The 25,295-nt window shown below is 71.6% G+C and carries 21 protein-coding genes; 13 read left to right on the top strand and 8 right to left on the bottom strand.

All coding sequences use genetic code 11. The features are described 5' to 3' along the window. The first annotated feature begins 79 nt into the window (after window positions 1–79). The 4 genes from ispG (at window position 80) to OG520_RS10520 (ending at window position 4,757) form a co-directional block, all read left to right on the top strand. Window positions 80–1,234, top strand: coding sequence for a flavodoxin-dependent (E)-4-hydroxy-3-methylbut-2-enyl-diphosphate synthase (gene ispG / locus OG520_RS10535; protein ID WP_406016455.1), 1,155 nt, complete (start codon window positions 80–82; stop codon window positions 1,232–1,234). Between the two features lie 200 nt (window positions 1,235–1,434). Continuing rightward, entirely contained in the window at window positions 1,435–2,280 is an 846-nt protein-coding gene (locus OG520_RS10530) for a GNAT family N-acetyltransferase (protein WP_406012993.1), read from the top strand. Window positions 2,281–2,344: 64 nt separating this feature from the next. Beyond that, window positions 2,345–2,914 (top strand): GNAT family N-acetyltransferase, encoded by a 570-nt coding sequence (locus OG520_RS10525; protein ID WP_406012992.1) that lies wholly within the window; start codon window positions 2,345–2,347, stop codon window positions 2,912–2,914. 148 nt (window positions 2,915–3,062) lie between these two features. Next, window positions 3,063–4,757 (top strand): proline--tRNA ligase, encoded by a 1,695-nt coding sequence (locus tag OG520_RS10520; protein ID WP_399335891.1) that lies wholly within the window; start codon window positions 3,063–3,065, stop codon window positions 4,755–4,757. 60 nt (window positions 4,758–4,817) lie between these two features. Here OG520_RS10520 and OG520_RS10515 read toward each other — a convergent pair whose 3' ends face one another. The 3 genes from OG520_RS10515 to OG520_RS10505 are packed head-to-tail and all read right to left on the bottom strand — an operon-like array spanning window position 4,818 to window position 6,794. Beyond that, window positions 4,818–5,723: an aminoglycoside phosphotransferase family protein gene (locus OG520_RS10515; protein ID WP_406012991.1), complete on the bottom strand. Its 906-nt coding sequence runs from the start codon at window positions 5,721–5,723 to the stop codon at window positions 4,818–4,820. 28 nt (window positions 5,724–5,751) lie between these two features. Further along, window positions 5,752–6,270 (bottom strand): ferritin-like domain-containing protein, encoded by a 519-nt coding sequence (locus tag OG520_RS10510; protein WP_406012990.1) that lies wholly within the window; start codon window positions 6,268–6,270, stop codon window positions 5,752–5,754. Then, the gene (locus tag OG520_RS10505; RefSeq protein WP_406012989.1) at window positions 6,267–6,794 is read right to left on the bottom strand and encodes a hypothetical protein; all 528 of its coding nucleotides are present in this window, start codon (window positions 6,792–6,794) and stop codon (window positions 6,267–6,269) included. The genes OG520_RS10510 and OG520_RS10505 overlap by 4 nt, the downstream gene beginning before the upstream one ends. A gap of 177 nt (window positions 6,795–6,971) precedes the next feature. On the opposite strand from OG520_RS10505, the gene rimP reads away from it, so the two are divergent. The 9 genes from rimP (at window position 6,972) to OG520_RS10460 (ending at window position 19,012) form a co-directional block, all read left to right on the top strand. Beyond that, window positions 6,972–7,469, top strand: coding sequence for a ribosome maturation factor RimP (gene rimP, locus OG520_RS10500; protein WP_266427442.1), 498 nt, complete (start codon window positions 6,972–6,974; stop codon window positions 7,467–7,469). A gap of 2 nt (window positions 7,470–7,471) precedes the next feature. After that, a complete protein-coding gene (gene nusA / locus OG520_RS10495) occupies window positions 7,472–8,512 on the top strand; it encodes a transcription termination factor NusA (RefSeq protein ID WP_266427444.1) in 1,041 nt (346 codons plus the stop codon). 109 nt (window positions 8,513–8,621) lie between these two features. Further along, entirely contained in the window at window positions 8,622–8,912 is a 291-nt protein-coding gene (locus OG520_RS10490) for a YlxR family protein (protein WP_406012988.1), read from the top strand. A 147-nt stretch (window positions 8,913–9,059) separates the two neighbouring features. Then, window positions 9,060–12,155 (top strand): translation initiation factor IF-2, encoded by a 3,096-nt coding sequence (gene infB, locus OG520_RS10485; RefSeq protein WP_399335882.1) that lies wholly within the window; start codon window positions 9,060–9,062, stop codon window positions 12,153–12,155. A 168-nt stretch (window positions 12,156–12,323) separates the two neighbouring features. Continuing rightward, on the top strand, window positions 12,324–12,620 hold the full coding sequence (locus tag OG520_RS10480; RefSeq protein ID WP_266427449.1) for a DUF503 domain-containing protein: 297 nt from the start codon (window positions 12,324–12,326) through the stop codon (window positions 12,618–12,620). Window positions 12,621–12,645: 25 nt separating this feature from the next. Beyond that, a complete protein-coding gene (rbfA, locus tag OG520_RS10475; RefSeq protein ID WP_266427452.1) occupies window positions 12,646–13,098 on the top strand; it encodes a 30S ribosome-binding factor RbfA in 453 nt (150 codons plus the stop codon). Further along, on the top strand, window positions 13,095–13,991 hold the full coding sequence (gene truB / locus OG520_RS10470) for a tRNA pseudouridine(55) synthase TruB (RefSeq protein WP_399335879.1): 897 nt from the start codon (window positions 13,095–13,097) through the stop codon (window positions 13,989–13,991). Before rbfA ends, truB begins: the two co-directional genes overlap by 4 nt. Window positions 13,992–14,196: 205 nt before the next feature. Then, window positions 14,197–18,015: a trypsin-like peptidase domain-containing protein gene (locus OG520_RS10465; protein WP_406012987.1), complete on the top strand. Its 3,819-nt coding sequence runs from the start codon at window positions 14,197–14,199 to the stop codon at window positions 18,013–18,015. Between the two features lie 43 nt (window positions 18,016–18,058). Further along, the gene (locus OG520_RS10460) at window positions 18,059–19,012 is read left to right on the top strand and encodes a bifunctional riboflavin kinase/FAD synthetase (RefSeq protein WP_399335877.1); all 954 of its coding nucleotides are present in this window, start codon (window positions 18,059–18,061) and stop codon (window positions 19,010–19,012) included. Between the two features lie 157 nt (window positions 19,013–19,169). On the opposite strand, the gene OG520_RS10455 is transcribed toward OG520_RS10460, so the two are convergent. The 5 genes from OG520_RS10455 to OG520_RS10435 form a co-directional block, all read right to left on the bottom strand. Next, window positions 19,170–20,165, bottom strand: a complete 996-nt coding sequence (locus tag OG520_RS10455; protein WP_406012986.1) for an oligopeptide/dipeptide ABC transporter ATP-binding protein — start codon at window positions 20,163–20,165, stop codon at window positions 19,170–19,172. Next, entirely contained in the window at window positions 20,162–21,190 is a 1,029-nt protein-coding gene (locus OG520_RS10450) for an ABC transporter ATP-binding protein (protein WP_406012985.1), read from the bottom strand. Before OG520_RS10450 ends, OG520_RS10455 begins: the two co-directional genes overlap by 4 nt. Further along, window positions 21,187–22,107 (bottom strand): ABC transporter permease, encoded by a 921-nt coding sequence (locus OG520_RS10445; RefSeq protein ID WP_406012984.1) that lies wholly within the window; start codon window positions 22,105–22,107, stop codon window positions 21,187–21,189. The genes OG520_RS10450 and OG520_RS10445 overlap by 4 nt, the downstream gene beginning before the upstream one ends. 11 nt (window positions 22,108–22,118) lie before the next feature. Next, the gene (locus tag OG520_RS10440; RefSeq protein ID WP_406012983.1) at window positions 22,119–23,201 is read right to left on the bottom strand and encodes an ABC transporter permease; all 1,083 of its coding nucleotides are present in this window, start codon (window positions 23,199–23,201) and stop codon (window positions 22,119–22,121) included. A gap of 92 nt (window positions 23,202–23,293) precedes the next feature. Continuing rightward, a complete protein-coding gene (locus OG520_RS10435) occupies window positions 23,294–25,165 on the bottom strand; it encodes an ABC transporter substrate-binding protein (protein ID WP_406012982.1) in 1,872 nt (623 codons plus the stop codon). Between the last annotated feature and the right edge of the window lie 130 nt (window positions 25,166–25,295).

Below are 25,295 nucleotides of genomic sequence, written 5' to 3'. Positions count from 1 at the left end.
CGCCGCCGGTGCCGTAACCTCGAAGGCCGGAGCCCGCCGATCTCGGGACCTTGATCCACACCTTGGGGATGCTCAGCGCATGACTGCGATTTCTCTCGGAATTCCGTCCGTTCCGACCAAGCTCGCCGACCGGAGGGTCAGCCGCAAGATCCAGGTCGGGTCGGTTGCGGTGGGCGGGGACGCGCCGGTGTCGGTGCAGTCGATGACCACGACGCGTACGTCGGACGTGGGTGCGACGTTGCAGCAGATCGCGGAGCTGACGGCGTCGGGCTGTCAGATCGTGCGGGTGGCGTGTCCGACGCAGGACGACGCGGACGCGTTGGCGGTGATCGCGAGGAAGTCGCAGATCCCGGTGATCGCGGATATTCATTTCCAGCCGAAGTATGTGTTCGCGGCGATCGATGCGGGCTGTGCGGCGGTGCGGGTGAATCCGGGGAACATCAAGCAGTTCGACGACAAGGTGAAGGAGATCGCGCGGGCGGCGAATGATGCGGGGACGCCGATCCGGATCGGTGTGAACGCGGGTTCGCTGGATGCGCGGTTGCTGGCGAAGTACGGGAAGGCGACTCCCGAGGCGTTGGTGGAGTCGGCGTTGTGGGAGGCGTCGCTCTTCGAGGAGCACGGTTTCAGGGACATCAAGATCTCGGTGAAGCACAACGATCCGGTGGTGATGGTGAATGCGTACCGTCAGCTGGCGGCTCGTTGCGACTATCCGCTGCACCTGGGTGTGACCGAGGCGGGTCCGGCGTTCCAGGGGACGATCAAGTCGGCGGTGGCGTTCGGTGCGTTGCTGTCGGAGGGGATCGGGGACACGATCCGGGTGTCGTTGTCGGCGCCGCCGGCCGAGGAGGTCAAGGTCGGTATCCAGATCCTGGAGTCGTTGAACCTGAAGCAGCGGCGGCTGGAGATCGTGTCGTGTCCGTCGTGCGGGCGGGCGCAGGTGGATGTGTACAAGCTGGCGGATCAGGTGTCGGCGGGTCTTGAGGGCATGGAGGTGCCGTTGCGGGTGGCCGTGATGGGCTGTGTCGTCAATGGTCCGGGTGAGGCGCGTGAGGCGGATCTGGGTGTTGCCTCGGGCAATGGCAAGGGGCAGATCTTCGTGAAGGGCGAGGTCATCAAGACGGTGCCCGAGTCGAAGATCGTCGAGACGCTGATCGAAGAGGCCCTGAAGATCGCCGAGCAGATGGAGAAGGACGGCATCGCCTCGGGCGAGCCCGAGGTCTCCGTCAGCTGAACCACGACGTCGGCTGAATCACGACGTCGGCTGAACCACGACTCGCACCACAGCGCCCCGCCGGACGGAGACCGACCGGCGGGGCGCCGCCGTGAGCGACCTCACGGCCACCGCGGAGCCTGTTCGCAGGCACGGGCGGCACGGATGAGCCGCTTCGGTTAAAGTGCGGAAATCAGCAGACCGTATGGTGAGGCCCCCTCGTGTTGACGCAGACCACCACCCGGGTCCTCGAACCCAGCGACCTCGGTGCCGCTCTCGCCGTCCTGGAGAGCGAGCCCGTCGCCAACGCCTTCGTGACGTCCCGGGTCCAGATTGCAGGTCTCGACCCCTGGCGCCTCGGCGGCGAGATGTGGGGCTGGTACGCCGACGGCCGACTCCGCTCGCTCTGCTACTCGGGCGCCAACCTCGTCCCCATCTGCGCCACCCCCGAGGCCGTCCGCGCCTTCGCCGACCGGGCCCGCCGGGCCGGTCGCCGCTGCTCCTCGATCGTTGGCCCCGCCGAACCCACCGCCCAGCTGTGGCGGCTGCTCGAACCCGGCTGGGGACCCGCCCGCGAAGTCCGGGCGAACCAGCCGCTCATGGTCACCGAGAGCCCGTCCGCCGACGTGACCCCCGACCCCCTGGTCCGCCGGATCCGCAAGGACGAGATGGACGTCCTGATGCCGGCCTGCGTGGCGATGTTCACCGAGGAGGTCGGCATCTCCCCGCTCGCGGGCGACGGCGGACTCCTCTACCAGGCCCGCGTCGCCGAGCTCATCGGAGCCGGCCGCTCCTTCGCCCGGATCGAGGACGGCAAGGTCCTCTTCAAGGCGGAGATCGGCGCCGCGACCCCGCAGGCCTGCCAGATCCAGGGCGTCTGGGTCGCCCCCGAACACCGCGGCCGCGGACTCTCCGAAACCGGCATGGCCGCGGTCCTGCGCTACGCGCTGGCCGATATCGCCCCCGTCGCCAGCCTCTACGTGAACGACTACAACACCCCCGCGCGCCGGTCCTACGCCCGGGTCGGCTTCCGGGAGACCGGCGCGTTCATGAGCGTGCTGTTCTGACCGGCCGGCCACCGGCTTCGCCACCCCGTACCCCGCACCCCGCCCCGGCCAGTAGGGTCGGCGCATGGCAGCAGTTTCCGGGGGCGGCCCCCGCACTCCCAGCGTCCGGATCGGGCCGATCGATCTCGCAGCGCGCGTGGACGAGGCGCTCTCCGTGCAGGCCGTCGCCTTCGGCCTGGGTCCCGAAGAGGTCGAGGTACGACGCCATATCGTCCTCAGACACCTCGACCACCCCCGCGCCCTCGCCCTCGGCGCCACCGCCGCCGACGAGCGGCTCGTCGGCTTCGTCTACGGCATGCCGAACGAACGCGGCCAGTGGTGGTCCACCGTCGTCGAGCCCTACCTCCGCGCCACCGGCTGCGTGCACTGGCTCGACGACGCGTTCGTCATCACCGAACTGCACGTCCTGCCGGAGTTCCAGAACCGGGGCATCGGGCGCACGCTGATCACCACCATCACCGACGCCGTCGACCAGCCCCGCTCCATCCTCTCCGCCGTCGACACGGAGAGCCCGGCACGTGGCCTGTATCGCAGTCTCGGCTACCAGGACCTGGCCCGGCAGGTGCTCTTTCCCAGCGCTCCCAAGCCGTACGCCGTGATGGGAGCCCCGCTCCCGCTGCGTCGCAAGGGCTAGGGCCTTTCGTTCGGATCATGCCGGGCTCGCGTGCCCCGGTGCCGCGCCTCGCCGGTCATGGCACCGGCACCGCGGACAATGGATTTCCGCCCACCCGTACCGCCCGGCTAACCTCCTGCACATCACCCTTTCCGAGCAGGAGTTCACCATGGCCCAGGTCCAGCGCATGTCCCGATTGATGATCAAGACACTGCGCGACGACCCGGCCGACGCCGAGACGCTCAACCACAAGCTGCTCGTCCGGGCCGGATACGTACGTCGCACCGCGGCCGGAATCTGGACCTGGCTGCCGCTCGGCAAGAAGGTCCTGGAGAACATCACCCGCGTCGTCCGCGAGGAGATGGACGCCATCGGCGGCCAGGAGGTCCTGCTTCCCGCGCTGCTGCCCAAGGAGGCGTACGAGGCGAGCGGGCGGTACGACGAGTACGGCGACCTGCTGTTCCGGCTCAAGGACCGCAAGGGTGCCGACTACCTTCTCGGTCCCACCCACGAGGAGATCTTCACCCAGGTCGTCAAGGACATGTGCTCGTCCTACAAGGACCTGCCCGTGATCCTGTACCAGATCCAGACCAAGTACCGCGACGAGGCCCGTCCCCGGGCCGGCGTGCTGCGCGGCCGTGAGTTCCAGATGAAGGACTCGTACTCCTTCGACACCACCGACGAGGGTCTCGCCGAGGCGTACCGGCTCCACCGCGCCGCCTACATCCGGATCTTCGAGCGGCTCGGCCTCGACCACCGCATCGTCTCCGCCGTCTCCGGTGCCATGGGCGGATCGGCGTCCGAGGAGTTCCTCGCGCCCGCCCCGGCCGGTGAGGACACCTTCGTCGACTGCCCCGCCTGCGACTACGCCGCCAACACCGAGGCCGTGACCTTCAGGGCCACCCCCGCGGACGGCTCGGCGCACGGCCCCGTCGAGGAGCTGGACACCCCCGACACCCCGACCATCGAGACGCTTGCCGCGCACCTCGGTGTCCCGGCCTCCGCGACCCTGAAGAACCTGCTGGTCAAGGTCGACGGCGAGATCGTGGCCGTGGGCGTGCCGGGCGACCGCGAGGTCGACCTCGGCAAGCTCGGCGAGCACCTCGCCCCCGCCGTCGTCGAGCTCGTCACCGCCGAGGACTTCGAGGGCCGTCCCGACCTGGTACGCGGCTACGTCGGCCCGCAGGGCCTGGAGAAGGTCCGCTACATCGCCGACCCGCGCGTCGCCCCCGGCACCGCCTGGATCACCGGCGCCAACAAGGAGGGCAAGCACGCGAAGAACGTCGTCGCGGGCCGTGACTTCGAGGTTGCCGACTACCTGGACGTCGTCGTCGTCGAGGCCGGCGACCCCTGCCCCAACTGCGGCACCGGCCTCCAGGTGGACCGCGCCATCGAGATCGGGCACATCTTCCAGCTCGGCCGCAAGTACGCCGACATCTTCTCCCTCGACGTCCTCGGCCAGCAGGGCAAGCCCGTCCGCGTCACGATGGGCTCGTACGGCATCGGCGTCTCCCGCGCGGTGGCCGCCCTCGCCGAGCAGACCGCCGACGACAAGGGCCTGTGCTGGCCCCGCGAGATCGCCCCGGCCGACGTGCACGTCGTCGCGGCGGGCAAGGCGCTCCAGACCGAGCTGGCGCTCGATGTCTCCGAGAAGCTGAACGCCGCGGGCCTGCGCGTCCTGGTCGACGACCGTCCGGGCGTCTCGCCCGGCGTCAAGTTCACCGACTCCGAGCTCATCGGCGTCCCGAAGATCCTGGTCGCCGGCCGCCGTTCGGCCGAGGGCGTCCTGGAGCTCAAGGACCGCCGCACCGGTGAGCGCGAGGAGCTCACCGTCGACGAGGCGATCGCCCGCCTCACCGCCTGACACCGCAGAAGGCCGCAGGCCCCCCGCGCACCGCGCGGGGGGCCTGCGGCCTGTCGGTCCTCAGAGCCAGCTCGCGAACTCCAGCGTCAGCTCGCCCTCCTGGCGGCGGCCGACCGTCAGCGCCCGGGTCCCCGACTCCACCGCGCGGAACAGCGTCCAGCCGTGCAGCCGCTCCCGGTCCACGTCCAGCGAATCGGCGAGCTTCTTGATCCGTCGGCGTGCCGTCACCGGGCCGCCGGGCGAGGCGATCAGGTCCTCGACGCGGTCGCGCACCAGGCGGGCCAGGTCGTAGGCGCGCTCGCCGACCAGCGGCTCGGGGCCGACCGTCAGCCACGGCGCCCGCTCGCCGGCCAGCACCTTGCTCTGGCGGAAGTTGCCGTGCAGCAGCAGAACTTCGGGGGAGTGGGCGACCAGCTCCGCACGCGCCGCGAGCGCCGCGGAGACCAGCGGCTCCAGGCCCGGGTCGGCGGCCGCGCAGGCGCGCATCGGCTCGATCCGGTGCCCGGTCCGTTCGGCGACCGTCTCGAAACCGTGCCCGGCCGGCGGCTCGACCCACAGCCGGCGCACCGTCCCCGCCGCTTCGAGCAGCGCCTTCGCCTCCGGCAGCGAGCGCAGCGACACCTCGGGGTGCAGCCGCTCCAGCAGCAGCGAGCCGGGGCCGGCGGCGATGAGCTGGACCGCGCCCCAGCCGTTCCAGTGGGCCAGTGCCGCCCGCTCCAGCTCGGGTGCGGCCCCGGGCGGCGCGATCTTCAGGGCGGCCGGGGTGCCGTCGGAACCCGTCACCAACAGGACCAGACTGCTGCGGCCCCCCGGGGCGGCGACCCGCTCCACGGTCGGCTTCCGTCCGGTGGCGGACAGCGCTTCCTCGGTCAGTGCGGGAAGCTGCGCGAGCCAGTCGGCGGCGGCCGCATCCCCGTACGACTCGCCCAGCGCCCGCACCAGACGCTGCGGCGGTTCGAAACCCATACGTGCTTTGTTCCCTTTCAGAGCTTCTTCAGTGCGCCGCGCCGGACCCGTTCGTCACATCGGCCCCGCTCTTCGCACCGGACCCGGCGTTCGCGGCTGTCCCCGCCTTCGCGCCGGTGCCGTCGGCGGACCGCTCGACGAGCCCGGGAAAGGTTACGCCGCTGCCCCGCCAGCGGACCGCGCGGACCGCGGCCTCCCGCAGCGCGTCGGCCGCCTCCCGCCTGAGCGGACCCTCGGCGGCCCGTACGAGATCGGAGTACGCACCCGCGACCCGGTCCTCCAGCACGGCCGCCAGCCGCACCGCCGCGGACGGGTCCGGCACGGCGAACGGCAGAGCGTACGCGGCCTGCGCCGCCACCGGCTCGCCGCCCAGCCCGCGCACGGTCCGCGTCAGCGCGTCGCGCCTGGCCCGGTGCGCGTGGTAGGCCGCCACGGCCTCGGCCCGGCGGACCTCGACGACCCGGCCGCCGACCACCCCGTACCCGTACACCGCCGCGTGTTCGGCGGCCAGGGCCGCCTGTGCGGCCTTCCGTGTCGCGGCGCTCATGACGAGGTCTCCTTGGCCAGTTCGGTCAGCAGATAGGCGTGGGCCGCGCCCGCCGCCGCGATCGACGCCAGCAGCCGGGCCAGCTCCGGCGGGGCCTCCATCAGGGCCGCCAGATGCGCGTCCGCGGCACGGCGCTCCGCCGCGGCCAGTTCCCTGACGGCGGACCGGGCGTCGGTCGCGCGCGTCCGCGTGGAGGTGAGCGCCTGCGCCCCGTCGGGGGCCAGCGCCTTCGCGTGGGCGCGCACGGCGTCCCGCAGTGGCGCGAGCCCCGCCGCGGTCGCCGGATGGGCCCTGACCACGTGCTCGTACCCGCCGAGCAGTTCCAGACTGGTCCGCGCGGCCGTCGCCCGGATCTTCTTCTCGGCCCGTGCCGCCGAGGCCTGCTCGGCCGCGGTCGCCGCCCCGGACCGGGCGGAGTCCTTCCCGTGCCCCGGCCCGTCACCGCAGCCGGCCAGCACCGCCCCCAGGGCGAGCGCTCCCGTCGCGGTGAACGCATCTCTGCGCGTCGTCCCCGTGCGCCGCACCTGTTCTCCTTCGGGCCTGTACCTGACTTGACTGGATCTGTCCTGAAGTGATCACCGCAGGCGAGCGTACCTGCGGCCGGGGAACCGGCGGACGGCAACACCCCTCGGGACCGGATACCCTTTGACCTGACACGCAACGATCCCCACAACAGCACACGCGGCCGAGGAGTCACCCGGATGAGCACCACCCAGAGCGAGAGGCTGCGCGGGCTGCTCGAACCGCTCGTCAGCGCCGAACAGCTGGATCTCGAAGAGATCGAGGTGTCCCGGGCCGGTCGCCGCCGCGTGCTGCGGATCATCGTGGACTCCGAGGAGGGCGTCGAGCTGGACGCCTGCGCCGAGCTGAGCCGAGCGATCTCCGAGAAGCTCGACGAGACCGACGCGATGGGCGACGGCGAGTACGTCCTCGAAGTCAGTTCCCCCGGTGCCGACCGTCCGCTGACGGAGCACCGCCACTACGTACGTGCCACGGGCCGCCTGGCCAAGCTGCATCTGCACGAGGGCGGCGAGCTGGTGGCCCGCATCCTCGCCGTGGACGAAGAAGGCCTCGACCTCGAAGTGCCGGGCGTCAAGGGCCGCAAGCCCACGTCCCGCCGGGTCGCCTTCGACGAGATCGCCAAGGCGCGCGTGGAGATCGAATTCAGCCGCAAGGACAAGAAGGAAGAGGAGGCGTAGCCGTGGACATCGATGTGAAGCTCTTGAAGGGCTTGGCACAGGACAAGGAGATCCCCTTCGACGTGCTCGTCGAGGCGATCGAGTCGGCCCTCCTCATCGCCTACCACCGTACCGACGGAAGCCACCGCCGCGCGCGAGTGAAGCTCGACGAGCGCGGCCATGTGACGGTGTGGGCGAAGGAGGACCCGGCCGACCTCGAAGAGGGCCAGGAGCCCAAGGAGTTCGACGACACCCCGTCCGGTTTCGGCCGGATCGCCGCGACCACCGCGAAGCAGGTCATCCTGCAGCGGCTGCGCGACGCCGAGGACGACAAGACGTTCGGTGAGTACGCGGGCCACGAGGGCGATGTCGTCACCGGCGTCGTCCAGCAGGGCAAGGACCCGAAGAACGTCCTGGTCGACATCGGCAAGCTGGAAGCGATCCTGCCGGTGCAGGAGCAGGTGCCGGGCGAGGAGTACACCCACGGCCTGCGGCTGCGTACGTACGTCGTACGGGTCGCCAAGGGCGTGCGTGGCCCCTCCGTCACGCTGTCGCGGACCCACCCCAACCTCGTGAAGAAGCTCTTCGCGCTGGAGGTGCCGGAGATCGCGGACGGTTCCGTCGAGATCTGCGCCATCGCCCGCGAGGCCGGCCACCGCACCAAGATCGCGGTCCGTTCGACCCGCTCCGGGCTGAACGCCAAGGGTGCCTGCATCGGCCCGATGGGCGGCCGTGTGCGCAACGTCATGGCCGAGCTGCACGGCGAGAAGATCGACATCGTGGACTGGTCGGACGACCCCGCCGAGATGGTCGCCAACGCGCTGTCGCCCGCACGGGTGAGCCAGGTCGAGGTCGTCGACCTCGGCGCCCGGTCCGCCCGGGTCACCGTGCCGGACTACCAGCTCTCGCTGGCGATCGGCAAGGAGGGGCAGAATGCCCGCCTCGCCGCCCGTCTCACCGGCTGGCGCATCGACATCCGTCCGGACACCGAGACCGACGCCGAGCGCGACGTGGCCGACCGGGAGCGGGCCGAGCGGGCCCGTGAGCGGTCCGAGCGCCGCTGACCCTGCCCGCAGGGAATACATCCGGGCGGCATGCCGCTGAGATCACGACAACATCCGTTCGATTTTTGCCCCAAAGGGGTGAGGTCGGCGCGGGGAGGTAGACTTAGACGTGTCTGGCCGGACGCAGGCCCGTGCTTGCCCTCGTGCTTGCCCTGAGCGAACGTGTGTGGGATGCCGGGAGCGGGCGGCCAAGAGCGATCTGCTGCGCATCGTCGTGGACGGGGACGCCTGCGTCCCCGATCCTCGCGGTACGCTGCCCGGCCGGGGTGCCTATGTACACCCCGCCTCCGTCTGTCTGGACCTGGCGGTTCGCCGCCGGGCCTTCCCTCGGGCCTTCAAGGCCAAGGGGCCGTTCGACCCCGCCGCGGTGCAGCGGTTCGTCGAGCGGGTGACACCGTAAGAAATGAACGGCACGGGACCCCGTGCGGTCAGGTACCTCGCGAGTTGGAAGTAGGTCGAGATTGCGATGAGCACTCGATGAGTACGCGATGAGTACGCCCATGAAGTAGCGACGGTCCGGCGGTAACCCGGACCTAAAAGGAGCGAAGTGGCTAAGGTCCGGGTATACGAACTCGCCAAGGAGTTCGGCGTCGAGAGCAAGGTCGTCATGGCCAAGCTCCAAGAACTCGGTGAATTCGTCCGTTCGGCGTCCTCGACGATCGAGGCGCCGGTTGTACGCAAATTGACTGACGCACTGCAGGGGCCCGGCGGCAACGCCGGCAAGTCCGCTGCAAAGCCTGGCGCGCCCCGCAAGGCGACGCCCGCAAAGCCCGCAGCGCCCTCCCCGGCCGCTGCGGCACGTCCCGCTGCTCCGAAGCCCGGCGCCCCGGCCCCCAAGCCGGCCCCCGCCGCCCCGGTGAGCAGCACCCCCGCAGCGCCTTCCGCGCCGTCTGCCGGCCCGCGTCCGGGCCCGAAGCCCGCGCCCAAGCCCGCTCCGGTGACTCCGGTGCCCGCCGCCGAGTTCTCGGCTCCGGCTCCGGCCCAGCCCGCTGCCCCGCAGCAGCAGGCCCCGCGTCCCGCGGGTGCCACCCCCGGTCCCCGTCCCGCCCGTCCGGCCCCGGCCGGCGGTCAGCGCGACGGTGGCCAGCGCGACGGCGGCCGTGGTGGCGAGCGTGGCGGCGACCGCCCCGCGCGTCCCGCGGGCCAGGGTGCCCCGCGCCCCGGCGCCCGTCCGGCCGGTCCCCGTCCGGGCAACAACCCCTTCACCTCCGGTGGCTCGACGGGCATGGCCCGTCCGCAGGCGCCCCGTCCCGGCGGCGCCCCGCGTCCCGGCGGCGGTCAGGACCGTCCGGGCGCCCCGCGTCCGCAGGGCGGCCCCGGTGGCGCCCCGCGTCCCCAGGGTCAGGGCGGTGCCCGTCCGACTCCGGGCGGCATGCCCCGTCCGCAGGCTCCCCGTCCGGGCGGTGCCCCCGGTGGTAACCGTCCGAACCCGGGCATGATGCCGCAGCGTCCCGCTGCCGGCCCGCGTCCCGGTGGTGGCCCCGGCGGTGGCCGTGGTCCCGGTGGCGGCGGTCGTCCCGGCGGTGGCGGCGCAGGCCGTCCCGGCGGCGGTGGCTTCGCCGGCCGTCCGGCCGGTCCCGGTGGCGGTGGCGGCGGTTTCGCCGGTCGTCCCGGTGGCGGTGGCGGTGGCGGTGCGGGTCGTCCCGGCGGTGGCGGCGGCTTCGGCGGTCGTCCTGGCTTCGGTGGACGTCCCGGCGGCCCCGGTGGCCGTGGTGGCACACAGGGTGCGTTCGGCCGTCCCGGCGGTCCCGCGCGTCGTGGTCGCAAGTCGAAGCGGCAGAGGCGCCAGGAGTACGAGGCCATGCAGGCCCCGTCGGTGGGCGGCGTCATGCTGCCTCGCGGCAACGGACAGTCCGTCCGTCTGTCGCGCGGTGCCTCCCTCACCGACTTCGCGGAGAAGATCAACGCCAACCCGGCGTCGCTCGTCGCCGTGATGATGAACCTCGGCGAGATGGTCACGGCGACGCAGTCCGTCTCCGACGACACCCTCAGGCTGCTCGCGGACGAGATGAACTACGTCCTCGAGATCGTCAGCCCCGAGGAGGAGGACCGCGAGCTGCTCGAGTCCTTCGACATCGAGTTCGGCGAGGACGAGGGCGGCGAAGAGGCCCTCGTCTCGCGTCCGCCGGTCGTGACCGTCATGGGTCACGTCGACCACGGCAAGACCCGACTGCTGGACGCGATCCGCAAGACGAACGTCGTCGCGGGCGAGGCCGGCGGCATCACGCAGCACATCGGTGCGTACCAGGTCTCCTCCGAGGTCAACGGTGAGGACCGCAGGATCACCTTCATCGACACCCCGGGTCACGAGGCGTTCACCGCCATGCGTGCCCGTGGTGCGAAGTCCACCGACATCGCGATCCTTGTGGTGGCGGCGAACGACGGTGTGATGCCCCAGACGATCGAGGCGCTGAACCACGCCAAGGCGGCCGACGTGCCGATCGTGGTCGCGGTCAACAAGATCGACGTCGAGGGCGCCGACCCGACCAAGGTGCGCGGTCAGCTCACCGAGTTCGGTCTGGTGGCCGAGGAGTACGGCGGCGACACGATGTTCGTCGACATCTCCGCCAAGCAGGGCCTCAACATCGAGTCCCTTCTGGAGGCCGTCGTCCTCACCGCCGACGCCTCGCTCGACCTGCGGGCCAACCCGGAGCAGGACGCGCAGGGTATTGCGATCGAGTCCCACCTCGACCGCGGCCGCGGTGCCGTTTCGACCGTCCTGGTCCAGCGCGGCACGCTGCGCATCGGCGACACGATGGTGGTCGGCGACGCGTACGGCCGTGTCCGGGCGATGCTCGACGACAACGGCAACAACGTCGAGGAAGCGGGTCCGTCGACCCCCGTCCTCGTGCTCGGTCTCACCAACGTCCCGGGTGCCGGCGACAACTTCCTGGTGGTCGACGAGGACCGTACGGCCCGTCAGATCGCCGAGAAGCGTGCCGCCCGTGAGCGCAACGCCAACTTCGCCCGCAAGGGTGTCCGGTTCTCCCTGGAGAACCTGGACGAGGCGCTCAAGGCCGGTCTGGTCCAGGAGCTCAACCTCATCATCAAGGGCGACGCGTCCGGTTCGGTGGAGGCTCTCGAGTCCTCGCTGCTCCAGCTCGACGTCGGCGACGAGGTCGACATCCGGGTCCTGCACCGCGGTGTGGGTGCGGTCACCGAGTCGGACATCGACCTGGCGACCGGCTCCGACGCCATCGTCATCGGCTTCAACGTCCGCGCTGCCGGGCGTGCCCAGCAGATGGCGGAGCGCGAGGGTGTCGACGTCCGCTACTACTCGGTGATCTACCAGGCCATCGAGGAGATCGAGGCGGCCCTCAAGGGCATGCTCAAGCCGGAGTACGAAGAGGTCGAGCTCGGTACGGCGGAGATCCGCGAGATCTTCCGCTCGTCCAAGCTGGGCAACATCGCCGGTGTGCTGGTCCGCTCCGGCGAGGTCAAGCGCAACACCAAGGCGCGCCTGCTGCGCGATGGCAAGGTCATCGCGGAGAACCTCAACATCTCCGGTCTGCGCCGCTTCAAGGACGACGTCACCGAGATCCGCGAAGGCTTCGAGGGCGGTATCAACCTCGGAAACTTCAACGACATCAAGATCGACGACGTCATCGCGACGTACGAGATGCGCGAGAAGCCGCGAGGCTGATCCACGGGGAATTCCGGGGGGAGACCCCCGGATCTCTCTTCAACAGTCGGGGCCGGTCGACGGGTCATATTTCCGTCGATCGGCCCCGGCCGTTCCGTGTACGGTTCTGGTGTCCCCGCCAAGCACTGGCAGGGCGCGAACCCGAACCGGCGGGACATCCGGACACACATGTATGTGGGGACACTGTCCTTCGATCTGCTTCTCGGCGACGTACGGTCGTTGAAGGAGAAGCGCTCCGTCGTCCGTCCGATCGTCGCCGAGCTCCAGCGCAAATACGCGGTGAGCGCGGCGGAGGTGGGCGGTCAGGATCTCCATCGCAGGGCCGAGATCGGTCTTGCCGTGGTCTCCGGGGACACCGGACACCTCACAGATGTTCTGGACCGGTGCGAGCGGCTGGTGGCCGCACGCCCGGAAGTGGAGCTGCTGTCCGTACGACGGCGGGTACACAGCGACGAAGACGATTGAGCAAGGCGAAGAAGGAGACGGACCAGTGGCCGACAACGCGCGGGCGAAGAAGCTGGCGGACCTCATCCAGGAGGTGGTCGCCGAGAAACTGCAGCGCGGTATCAAGGACCCGCGTCTGGGTACGCACGTGACTATCACGGACACCCGGGTCACCGGTGACCTGCGGGAGGCCACGGTCTTCTACACGGTCTACGGCGACGACGAGGAGCGGGCGAGCGCCGCGGCCGGTCTGGAGAGCGCCAAGGGCATCCTGCGTTCGGCGGTCGGAGCGGCGGCGGGGACGAAGTTCACCCCCACCCTGGCCTTCGTGGCGGACGCCCTGCCGGGCAACGCCAAGGCGATCGAGGACCTCCTCGACCGGGCGCGTGCCTCGGACGCACGGGTGCGCGAGGCGTCCTCGGGCGCCACGTACGCCGGTGGTGCCGACCCGTACCGCAAGGCGGACGACGAGAACGACGAGGACGCCGCCTCCGAATGACATCGCAGAAAACGCCGGACGGCCTTGTCATCGTCGACAAGCCGTCCGGCTTCACTTCGCACGACGTCGTCGCCAAGATGCGCGGCATCGCCCGTACCCGCCGGGTCGGCCACGCCGGCACGCTGGACCCGATGGCGACCGGCGTTCTCGTGCTCGGTGTCGAGAAGGCCACCAAGCTGCTGGGCCATCTCGCACTGACCGAGAAGGAGTACCTCGGCACGATCCGGCTCGGCCAGGACACCATCACGGACGACGCGGAGGGCGAGATCACCTCGTCCACCGACGCGTCCGGTGTGACCCGGGACGGCATCGACTCCGGGGTCGCCGCCCTGACCGGACCGATCATGCAGGTGCCGTCCAAGGTCAGCGCCATCAAGATCGACGGCAAGCGGTCCTACGCGCGGGTGCGCGGCGGCGAGGAGTTCGAGATCCCGGCCCGGCCGGTGACGATCTCGTCCTTCCATGTCTACGACGTCCGCCCGGAGGTCGCCGAGGACGGCACGCCGGTCGTCGACCTGGTCGTCTCGGTGGTCTGCTCCTCAGGTACGTACATCCGTGCGATCGCCCGGGACCTCGGTGCCGGGCTCGGCGTCGGCGGGCATCTGACCGCGCTGCGCCGCACCCGGGTCGGTCCCTACGGCCTCGACGCGGCGCGGACGCTCGACCAGCACCAGGAGAAGCTGACCGTGATGCCGGTGGCCGAGGCCGCCGCCTCGGCGTTCCCCCGCTGGGACGTGGACGAGAAGCGCGCCAAGCTGCTGCTGAACGGCGTACGGCTGGACATGCCGGCCTTCCCGCCGGGACCGGTCGGCGTCTTCGGGCCCGACGGGCGGTTCCTGGTCCTCGTCGAGGAGCAGAAGGGCAAGGCCAAGAGCCTCGCCGTATTCGCCTGACGGGCGGACCGGTCCTTCGGGACCCGCATCGTGGAGCGGGCGGGGCAGTCCCTGCGCCCGCTCCACGATCCCCCCACATGGTCTGTCCACCGGACGCCATCAATTCACCCCAATGGGCAGGCGCTCGGAGTGAAACGGGGGTGCATTCGGGGGCGCTTTTACTCCGAGTGGCCCATGCGGCGATCATCGGACCTAACGTCGGACCATGGGAAGCGGGGACCGGGCAGCGCTGGTACGTATCTGCGATCCGGCCGGCCGGCCGCGGGGAACCGGATTCGTCGCGGACGACCGCGGCACGGTACTCACCAGTCACGAAGCCGTCGACGGCACCACCCGGCTCGTCCTGCACGGAACGGGCGGTCGCAGCCGCACCGTCGAGGCCGACGACATCACCGCCCTGCCCGAGCTGGATCTCGCCCTGCTGCACACCGCGGGGCCCGGAGAGCTGGGCGTGGAGCCGGTACCGATCGCCCGGCGGGACCGGAACGACGCCGGTACGTATGTGACGATCGCCGCGCACGGCTGGCGCGAGGCCCGGGTGCTCGGCACGGCTGACGTGACGTACACCGCGAACGGCCGCTCCCATCCGATCGGCGCGGCGCTGGAGCTGGCGCTCGGTACGGACGGCAGGGACGCCCTGCGGCTCGGCGGCGCGGCCGTGGGCGGGCCCGTCCTCGACCCGGAGAGCGGCGCGGTCATCGCCGTGCTGGGCAGTGCGCTGCGCGCCGGGCACACGGGCGCGGGGTTCGCCGTGCCGCTCCGGGAAGCGGGCACCGGCGGCCCGCTCGACGCCCTGCTGCGGCGCAACGCGACGAGCGTTCCCGGATACGGGCGCGATCTGAATCTCGCGGGCGCCCTGCACCTCACCGCGACCTCGCTCCGCTCGGCGGACGGCCCCGCCGCCTGGCCCGATCCGGTCGAACGCCCGGATGTCATCGCGGAGTTCACCGCCTTCGCGGGCCCGGTCCGAGCCGCGCCGGCACCGGATGGCCCCGCCGTGGTCCTCGGTCTCGTCGGAGCGCCGGGCACCGGCCGTACCACCGAACTGGCCGCACTCACCGCCCGCCGGGCGCGCGGCCCGGTACCCGCGCCCACCCTCTGGCTGCGCGGCGCCGATCTGCTGGCCGACGACACCTCGGTCGCCGACGCCGTCGCCCGTACGCTGCGCCGGGCCGGGCGGATCGTCACAGCCGCCGGAGCCGACGGCGACATGGCGAGCGCCACCCCCGAGCGGGTGGCCCGGCTGGCCGAGGAGTCCGGGAGCCCGCTGCTCGTCCTGCTGGACGGTCCCGAGGAGATGCCTCCCGCGCTGGCCCACGAGCCGGCCCGGTGGACCGCCGCCACCGTCGAATGGCTGCGGGGCCACGGGGCGCGGCTCGTGATCGCCTGTGGGCCCGAGCACTGGGAGACGGCCGGTGCGCTCTGCCCGCCCGGCGCGCTGCACCGCCCCGTCAGGCCGGCCGGGCGGCTGCCCTCCGCGGTCCGCCTGGGCGAGCTCACCGCAGGCCAGGCCGGACAGGCCAAGGAGCGGTACGCCATCCCGCCCGAAGCGCTCGCCCCCGGCCACGACCGGCACCCGCTCACCCTGCGCCTGCTCGCGGAGGTGCGCGCCGCGCTGCCGGGGGACGTCCCCGGGCAGCCCGACACCGAGCAGGTCTTCGGCGCCCACCTGGACCTGATGTGCCTGCGCATCGCGGTCCGGATCGCAGCGGCGTCCGGCCCGGCGCCGGGGGGCGGCGCGGTCCGCAGGCTGGCCGCGCGGGTGGCGGGGCAGGTCCACGAGGCGGCGCGGCGCTGTCTGGGTCCCGGACAGGGGGAGCTGGGCCGGGCGGCGTTCGAGGAGGTCTTCCCCTGGCGCACGGGCTGGGCGTCGGCCGTTCTCACCGAGGGCCTGCTCGTCCCGGCGGGCGCCGGTTACCGCTTCGCACACGAGGAGCTGGGGGACTGGGTGCAGGGCGCCCACCTGGACGTGGGCGCGGCGCTGCATGCGCTGGTCCACCGCTGGCACGCGCAGGAGGGGCGGGGCGAAGGGCCGGGGGCGACGGGCGCCGAGCACCGTGTTCCGCAGCCGAGGAGGCCGCGTACGGGGCGCGAGGCGACCGCGGCGGTGCCCACGGGGCCGCGAGCGCAGCCCGGCCGTGCGGACCTGCCGGACGTGGCGGTGCAGGCGCGGGCGGCGACCGGGGCACGCACCCTGCCCGTGCCGCGCCATCGCATCGGCCCGGTGATCCAGGCCCTGCTGCTCCTGGGCCGCCGACAGGGCCCCGCCGCCCTGTCCCGCCAGCTGGCCGACCTCATCGAGGCGCTGGACCGGCTGTCGGCGGAGGTGGAGGCGGAGGCAGAGGCGGGGGCGGCGGCCGGCGCCGCGGCCCTGTGCACCGCCCCCGGCCGCGACGGGGAGAACGGCCCACCACGTCACGACGCCCGCTGGTGGACGGTCCGTCTGCTCTCGGAGACCCTGCTCCGGGTGCCCGACGCCCGGCCGCACCTCGGCGTGCTGCGGCTCCTGGCCGGCCGGGTCGTACGCCGGGCCGCCGCGGGCTCCCCGGGAGGCCCGGGGACGTTCGCCGCGTTCGGGCCGTGGTTCTGGCGGCGGCTCAGGCTGCCCGAGGAGGACCGGATCGATCTGTTCCGGCGTCTCGTCCCCGCCGACGGCCCGCCCCGCGGCGAGCCCCGTGCCGGCCGCGACCGCTCCTGCGGCACGTACCCCGACGGCGACGGCGGCGAACGGTTCCTGGATGCCGTCGCGCGACGGCTCGTCGACCGGCCCAGGACCATGCAGCCACTGCTCTGCGGCTGGTTCACCGACGAGCGCCCGCTTCCCGCCGGGGACGGGGACGGGGACGGGGACGCGATGCGGCCGACCGTGGGAGCCGCCGCCCAGGCGCTGCTCTACGCCCGCCGGGACCTGGCCGTCGACGATCTGACCGACGCACTCGTCTCGACCCCCCACCCCCGGGCCGAGGAACTGCTCACCGCGCTGGCCGAGGACGAGCCCGCCGCGCTGTGCCGGGCCGTCCACCGCTGGGCCCACGACGAGGACCGGCGCGCCCGCCGCACCGCCGCCGCCTCCTACGCACTGATCACCTCGGCGCACGCCACGCTCGACGCCGACCGCGAGCTGCTGCGCGGATCGGCCCTGGCCCTGCTGGCCCGCCCGGCGGACGCCGCCCTGCACGGGTCCGCGCTCGCCCTCCTCGTACAGGACCCGCGGACCAGGGACCGTTACCTCCCGCAGGCGCTCCGGGCCTTCGTCGCGGGGGAGTCCGGGCCGTCCGCGGACGCGCTCGCCGTCGCGCTGCCCTCCCACCCGGAACCGGTGCTCGCCGCGTTCCGGGAGCGGCTCACCCGGCCGGACGACGAGGCGGGCGAGGTGCTGTGCGCGCTGGCCGGGATCGACGCCCCCGCGCTCGCCCTGCACACCGCCGGGCTCGTGCGCGCCTACATCGACAGCCACCCGGACGACGCCGTGCACCCGGCCTCGTACGTCGACCGGAGGCTGGAGCGCGGCCCGGCCGCCCGCGCCCTGCTGCTGCCCCTGTTGACCGGGCTGCTGCGGGACCGCCCCGTGCCGCCGCCGGTACGCGGCGCGCTCGCCGGGGTGCTCGCCGCACCCGGGAGTCCCGCCTCCGGGCCGCTGAGGGAGCAGCTGCTGGAGGTCCTGCTGGACTTCGAGCAGGAGGCCCACCGGGATCCGGCCGTGCTCGACGCGTTGCTGCGGGCCGCCGCGGCCGGCTCCCTCGGGCGTGCCCCCGCCCGCACCCGCGCCCTGGTCCACCGCACCGGGACACTGCTGGTCCGGACCCCCGAGGGCGCGGTCCGCTTCGACCGCCGACTGGTCGAACTCGCCCGTGAGCTGCCCGGATTCGCCGCCCTGATCACCGGGTGGCTGGCCGACGCCCCGCAGGAATGGGCGACGCTCGTCGGTCCGAGCGCACGGCGGACCGTGGAGGCGCTGGGAAGCCCGAAGACGATGCCGATGCAGGCCGCGCGGCGTGAGCATGGCAGTCTTAGACCTGCGTAAGAGACAAACCCACGTACACAGGTTCGGGCGAGGAGCGGTCAGAGTGCAGCGCTGGCGTGGCTTGGAGGACATCCCCCAGGACTGGGGACGCAGCGTCGTCACCATCGGTTCCTATGACGGGGTGCACCGCGGGCACCAGCTGATCATCGGGCGGGCCGTGGAGCGCGCCCGTGAGCTGGGCGTGCCGTCGGTCGTGGTGACCTTCGACCCGCACCCCAGCGAGGTCGTACGCCCCGGCAGCCACCCGCCGCTGCTCGCCCCGCACCACCGGCGCGCCGAGCTGATGGCGGAGCTGGGGGTGGACGCGGTGCTCATCCTGCCGTTCACCACCGAGTTCTCCAGGCTGGCGCCGGCCGACTTCATCGTGAAGGTGCTCGTCGACAAGCTGCACGCGCAGCTGGTCATCGAGGGGCCGAACTTCCGCTTCGGCCACAGGGCGGCCGGGAACGTGCAGTTGCTCACCGAGTTCGGTGAGACCTACGACTACCGCGTCGAGGTCATCGACCTGTATGTGAGCGGCGAGGCGGGCGGCGGCGAGCCGTTCTCCTCCACCCTCACCCGGCGACTGGTGGCCGAGGGCGATGTCGCGGGCGCCGCCGAGATCCTGGGCCGCCCGCACCGGGTCGAGGGCATCGTGGTCCGCGGCGCACAGCGCGGCCGTGAGCTCGGCTTCCCCACAGCCAACGTGGAGACGCTGCCGCACACCGCGATCCCCGCCGACGGCGTCTACGCGGGCTGGCTGAACGTGAACGGCGAGGCGATGCCCGCCGCGATCTCGGTCGGCACGAACCCGCAGTTCGACGGCACGGAGCGGACGGTGGAGGCGTACGCGATCGACCGCGTCGGCCTCGACCTGTACGGGCTCCATGTCGCGGTGGACTTCCTGGCGTACGTGCGCGGGATGCTGAAGTTCGACTCGATCGACGAGCTGCTCGTGGCGATGACCGCCGATGTGAAGCGGTGCAGCGAGCTGATCTCCGCGTACGAGCGCGGCTGAACCTCTGCGCGCCCGAGCAGGGCCGAACCACCGCCGCGTGCGAGCGCGGCCGGACCACCACGCGTACGAACGAGCGCGGCTGAACCCCGCCTCGTACCTGACCGGGGCCGGAACCGTTTCGACGGTCCCGGCCCCGCGTCGTCGCACCGCCGCCGCGCTACGTCCCGGCCTTCGCGGTGGCGAGGGCCCAGTGGCACGCCACCTGTGTCCGCCCGCCGCCCGCGAGCACCGGCAGATCCTTCGTACGGCAGTCCTCCGCGACGCCCGCCCGTTCCGCCTCGCCCGAGGCGAGCACCTGGCAGCGGGCATGGAAGCGGCAGCCGGACGGCACCCTGGACGGGTCCGGCGGCTCACCGGTCAGGATCACCGGCTCGTCCCCCGACTCCGGCAGCACCGACAACAGCGCCTGGGTGTACGGATGCTGAGGAGCCGTCAGGATCTCCTCCACCTTGCCCGTCTCGACGATCCGTCCGAGGTACATCACCGCGACCCGGTCCGCGATGTTCCACGCCAGGCCGAGGTCGTGCGTGACCACCAGTGCGGACAGGCCCAGTTCGTCCCGCAGCCGGAGCAGCAGGGCGAGGATCTCGCCGCGCACCGAGGCGTCGAGCGAGGCCACCGGCTCGTCGGCCACGATCAGTTCGGGCTCCAGGACCAGCGCGCCCGCGATCACGACCCGCTGGCGCTGACCGCCGGACAGCTCGTGCGGATACCGCAGGAAGAATCGTTCCGGCGGCCGCAGCCCGGCCCGCGACAGCGCCCCGGCGACCGCCTCCCGCTCGTCCCCGGCGTACCCGTGGATCCGCAGGCCCTCGGCGACGGCGTCGTACACCGTGTGCCTCGGGTTGAGCGAACCGCTGGGATCCTGGAGCACCAGCTGGACCCGCTTGCGGTACGTCTTCAGCGCCCGGCTCGCGTAGTCGAGCGGCTTGCCGCCGAAGGTGACCTGCCCGGACGTCGGCGGGACCAGGCCCAGCAGGGAGCGCGCCAGCGTCGTCTTGCCGCAGCCCGACTCGCCGACCAGCGCGACGATCTCGCCGGGGTGGATGTCCAGGTCGACACTGTCCACGGCACGCGCCGGGGCGGCCCCGCGCCGGCCGGGGAAGGTGACCTTCAGCCCCTCGGCGCTGAGCAGGGGAGTGGTGGTGGTCATGGTGTGCTCCTTGCTTCCTCGGCGCCCGGCAGGGCCGGGACCGCGACCGCCCCCGGCTCCACCAGCACGCAGGCGGCCCGCCGCTCCGGCCCCGCGACCCGCAGCTCCTGGTCCTCGGTCGTGCAGGAGTCCAGGGCCACCGGGCAGCGCGGGTGGAAGGTGCAGCCGCCGGGCAGCGCCGACGGGTCCGGCGGATCGCCGGGCAGCCCGCGGGGCGCGAACCGGGAGGCCGGGTCGCCGATGCGCGGGAACGCGCCGGACAGGGCCTTGCCGTACGGATGGTGCGCGTTCTCGTAGACCTCGGACGCCGGGCCCTCCTCGACGACCCGGCCCGCGTACATCACCGCGAGCCGGTCGCAGGTGTCCGAGAGCACCGCGAGGTCATGGCTGATCATGATCAGGCCGAGGTCCTGCTCGGACACCAGCTGCTCGATCAGCCGCAGGATCTGGGCCTGGATCATCACATCGAGAGCCGTGGTCGGCTCGTCCGCGATGATCAGCCCCGGGTCGCAGGCGAGCGCCATCGCGATCATCACGCGCTGCCGCTGCCCGCCGGAGAGCTCGTGCGGATAGGCGGACGCGCGGGCTGCGGGCAGCCCCACCTGCTCCAGCAGCTCGCCGGTCTTCTTCGCCGCCCCGGCCTGCGTCGCCTTCTTGTGCAGCAGGATCGGTTCGGCGATCTGCTCCCCGATCCGGTGCACCGCGTTGAGCGAGTGCATCGCGCCCTGGAAGACGATCGACGCGCCTGCCCAGCGCACCGCCCGGACCTGGCCCCACTTCATGGTGAGGACGTCCTCGCCGTTCAGCAGGATCTCGCCGGAGACCTTCGTGCCGGCGGGCAGCAGCCGCAGCAGCGCGAGCGCCAGCGTCGACTTCCCGCAGCCCGACTCACCGGCGATGCCCAGCTTCTGCCCCGCGTCGACCGAGAGGTTCACACCACGGACGGCCTGTGCTCCGCCGGCGTACGTCACCGTGAGGTCCCGTACGTCGAGAAGCGGCGTCTTCTGGATGCTCGTCGTGCTCAACGGGCCACCCCCAGCTTGGGATTGAGGACGGACTCGATGGCGCGGCCGCACAGCGTGAACGCCAGGGCCACCAGGGCGATGGCGATGCCGGGCGGTGCCAGGTACCACCAGTCGCCCGCGCTGACCGCGCCCGCCTCGCGGGCGTCCTGGAGCATGCCGCCCCAGGAGGTGGTCGTCGGGTCGCTGAGACCGAGGAAGGCCAGGGTGGCCTCGGTGAGGATCGCGCTGGAGATCACCAGCGTGGTCTGCGCGAGCACCAGCGGCATCACGTTCGGCAGCACGTGCCGGGCCATGATGTGTCCGTGGCCGCCGCCCAGCGCGCGGGCGCGTTCGATGTACGGGCGGGACTCCACGGCGAGCGTCTGGGCCCGGACCAGCCGGGCCGTGGTCGGCCAGGTCGTGACCCCGATCGCGATGATGACCGTCCACATCGAGCGGTTCATCACCGTGGCGAGCGCGATGGCGAGGACCAGGGTCGGCATCACCAGGAACCAGTCGGTGACCCGCATCAGGACCGTCGAGTACCAGCCGTGGAAGTGCCCCGCGACGATGCCGACGACCGTACCGATGGCGACGCACAGGAACGCCGCGAGCAGGCCGACCGTCAGCGACACCCGGGTGCCCCACACCAGCAGCGCCAGCACACTTCGGCCGAACTGGTCGGTGCCGAGCGGGAATTCGCCGCTCGGCGACTCCAGGGCGCCACCGGGGGCACCGGTGACGCTCTGCGAGTCGGCGCCGACGAGCTGCGGCGCGAACAGGGCGACCAACGCGATCGTGACGAGCGCGGCCAGCCCCCACAGTCCGCTCCGGTGGCCGCGGTACTCGCGCCAGAAGCGGGCCATGGACCGGCGCTTGCGCGCGCGGGCCAGGGCGCGCGGATTCTGCGCGGTCTCCGCCTTCGTGGGCGTGGGCATGGATTCGGTCGTCATCGGCCCACCCGGGGATCGAGCAGCGGATAGAGCACATCGGCAAGGGTGTTCGCCAGGATCACCGCGGTGGCGAAGACGAAGAACAGCCCTTGCACGAGTGGGAGATCGGGCACGCTCAGCCCCTGGTAGAAGAGGCCGCCGAGACCCGGCCAGGAGAACACCGTCTCCACCAGGATCTGTCCGGCGACCACATGCCCCAGGTTCACGAACATCAGCGTGAAGGTCGGCAGCATCGCGTTCGGCACGGCGTGCTTGCGGCGCACGACGTCGTCCCGCAGCCCCTTCGCGCGGGCCGTCGTCAGATAGTCGCTGCCCATCTCGTCGAGCAGCGAGGAACGCATCACCAGGAGCGTCTGCGCGTACCCGACCGCGACCAGCGTGATCACCGGCAGGACCAGATGGTGCGCCACGTCGAGGACGTAGGCGAACCCGGTCTCGTTGCCCGACTCCAGACCGCCCGTCGGGAACATCCCGGGGATCGGGCCGATGCCCACCGCGAAGACGATGATCAGGAGCAGGCCCAGCCAGAACGACGGCACCGAGTAGAGCGTGAGCGCGAACGCGGTGTTGAAGCGGTCGCTCAGGGAGCCGTTGCGCCAGGCGGTGCGGGTGCCGAGCCAGATGCCGAGCGCGGTGTAGAGGACGTACGACGTGCCGGTGAGGAGCAGGGTCGCCGGAAGCGCCTCGGTGATCTTGTCGATGACCGGTGCGTGGAACTGGAACGAGGTGCCGAAGTCGCCCGTGAGGGCGTCTCCCACATACGACGTGAACTGCTGCCACATCGGCTGGTCGAGGCCGAACTGATGCCTGAGCGACTGGAGTTGTTCGGCGGAGACGGGCCGGCCGCCCGTCATCTGCTTCACCGGGTCGCTGGGAATGAGCCGGAAGAGGAAGAAGCTGGTGACCAGAACGGCGAAGAGCGAGACCGCTGCTCCCGCGATCTTGGCCGCCACGTATTGGAGGTAGGCCTTGGTGTTGCGCGCCCGTGGACCGCGGGCGGCCGACGGGCCGGCCTGGGCCGGCCCGTCGGTGTCCGCGTCCGCGACCTGCACGAGCGCCGGAGTGCTGTCAGCTGTCATGGGGAACTCTCGTTACTCGTGCTGCACGTGGAGGGGCCGGCCGGTGAGCTGCACGTTCACCGGCCGGTCTCTCTCTCGACCCGTCCGAGTGGCTACTCGCGGTCGTCCGCCGTGTTGCGGCGGCGCATCGCGATGAACAGCCCGCCACCGGCGAGCACCACGACCACCACGATGATGCCGATGACGACGCCGGTCGAGCTCGACCCGCCGGAGCCGTCCGAACTGCCGCCGGACGCAGGAGCCGCGGACCACCAGCTCCAGTAACCGTCCTGGCCGTAGATGTTGCCGGCCGCCTCGGGCATGGTCGTGATCGACTTGATCTGGTCGGTGCGGTACGCCTCGACCGCGTTCGGGTACGCGATGACGCTCATGTACCCGGAGTCGTACAGCCACGACTGCATCTGGTTGACGATCTCGGCACGCTTGGCCGGGTCGTACTCGGCGAGCTGCTTCTTGTAGAGCTCGTCGTACTTCTTGTCGCAGATGAAGTTGTCGGTGGTGGCGCTGTCCTTCGCCTTGTCCGGCAGCGCGGCGCAGGTGTGGATGCCGAGGACGAAGTCGGGGTCCGGGTTGACGGACCAGCCGTCGAAGGCGAGGTCGTACTCACCGGCGTACCAGGGCACCGAGACGTCGTCGAGGCAGTCGACCTTCAGGCCGATGCCGAGCTTGCCCCACCACTCCTTGAGGTACTTGCCGATCGCCTTGTCGTTGGGGTCCGTCGCATGGCAGAGGATGCGCAGGTCGAGCGGCTTGCCGTCCTTGCCGACCCGCTGGTCGCCCTTGAGCCCGTAGCCCGCCTCGTCGAGCAGCTTGGCCGCCTTCGCCGGGTCGTACGCGAGGCTCTGATCGGCGGTCGGCTGCCAGTGGTACGCGGAGAAGCGCGGCGGGATGTAGCCCTGGCCCTCGACGGCGTGGCCCTGGAAGACCTTGTCGATGATGGTCTTGCGGTCGATGGACAGGAAGAGGGCCTGGCGCACCTTCTGGTCGAGAAGGGCCTTGTTGCCGTTGCCGAACTTCTTGCCGTCCTTGGTCTGCGCGCCAGGGTTGGTGGCCAGCGCGAAGAAGCGGCGGCCCGGACCCTCGTTGACCTTGACGTTCTTCTCGCCCTTGAGCGACGCGGCCTGGGCGGGCGTCAGCGCGGGGGAGCCGGCGACGAAGGAGACCTCGCCCTTGCGCAGCGCGGCGACGGCGGCGTCCTGGTCCTTGTACGTCTTGAAGACCAGCTCGTCGAACTTCGGCTTGCCGCGCCAGAAGTCCTTGTTGGCCTTGAGCTTCACGTACTGGTCGACCTTGTAGTCGGTCACGACGAACGGCCCGTTGCCGACGATCGGGAACGCCTTGTCGTTGTTGAACTTGGAGAAGTCACCGACCTTCTCCCAGACGTGCTTCGGCACTATCGGCACATCGAGTGCCGCCATGGTGGCCTGCGGCTCCTTGAGCTCGATGACCAGCTGCGTCGGGCTGGGAGCCGTCACCTTCTTGAAGTTCGCGACGAAGTTGCCGTTGGCCTGCGCGGCGGCCTCGTCGGTCATCATCTTGTTGAACGTCCAGGCCGCGTCCTCGGCGGTGGCCTGCTGCCCGTCCGACCACTTGGAGTCGGAACGGATGGTGTACGTCCAGGTCAACTTGTCCGCGGACGGCTCCCACTTGGTGGCGAGACCGGGGATCGCGTGGTTGTCCTTGGGGTCGTAGTTGGTGAGGAAGTCGTACATGAGCCGGCTGATGCTGGTGCTCATGAGCCGCTGAGCGAGGAACGGGCTCAGCGAGTCGACGCTCTGTGCGACGGCGACGGTCAGTGTCGACTTTCCGCTGTCGGCGGCCTGTGCCTGCTGAGGCGCGGCGCCGAGCGGCACACCCGGGACGATGGATCCGGCGGCCAGTGCCAGTGCGGCGGCACCGGAGGCCAGGAGGACACGCAGACGTGAGCGTGGCTTGGCGGAGCGTGGTGGAACACTTTCGACCATGGTCAGGGACCTCGCGTCATGACTCGCACGGAGAAGGCGGGTTGAGCTGTGGTTCGCCAGCTGGTGAAGCGAAGGTTTATCAGCGGGGGTCGAGCCGCGTCAACGGTCATCGAAACGGCGTGTGGTCTGC

It is taken from the genome of Streptomyces sp. NBC_00984 (assembly GCF_045162475.1).
Lineage (GTDB): Bacteria > Actinomycetota > Actinomycetes > Streptomycetales > Streptomycetaceae > Streptomyces.
Note: the sequence above shows the minus strand (reverse complement) of the source record. Positions and strands in the feature narration are given on the sequence as shown.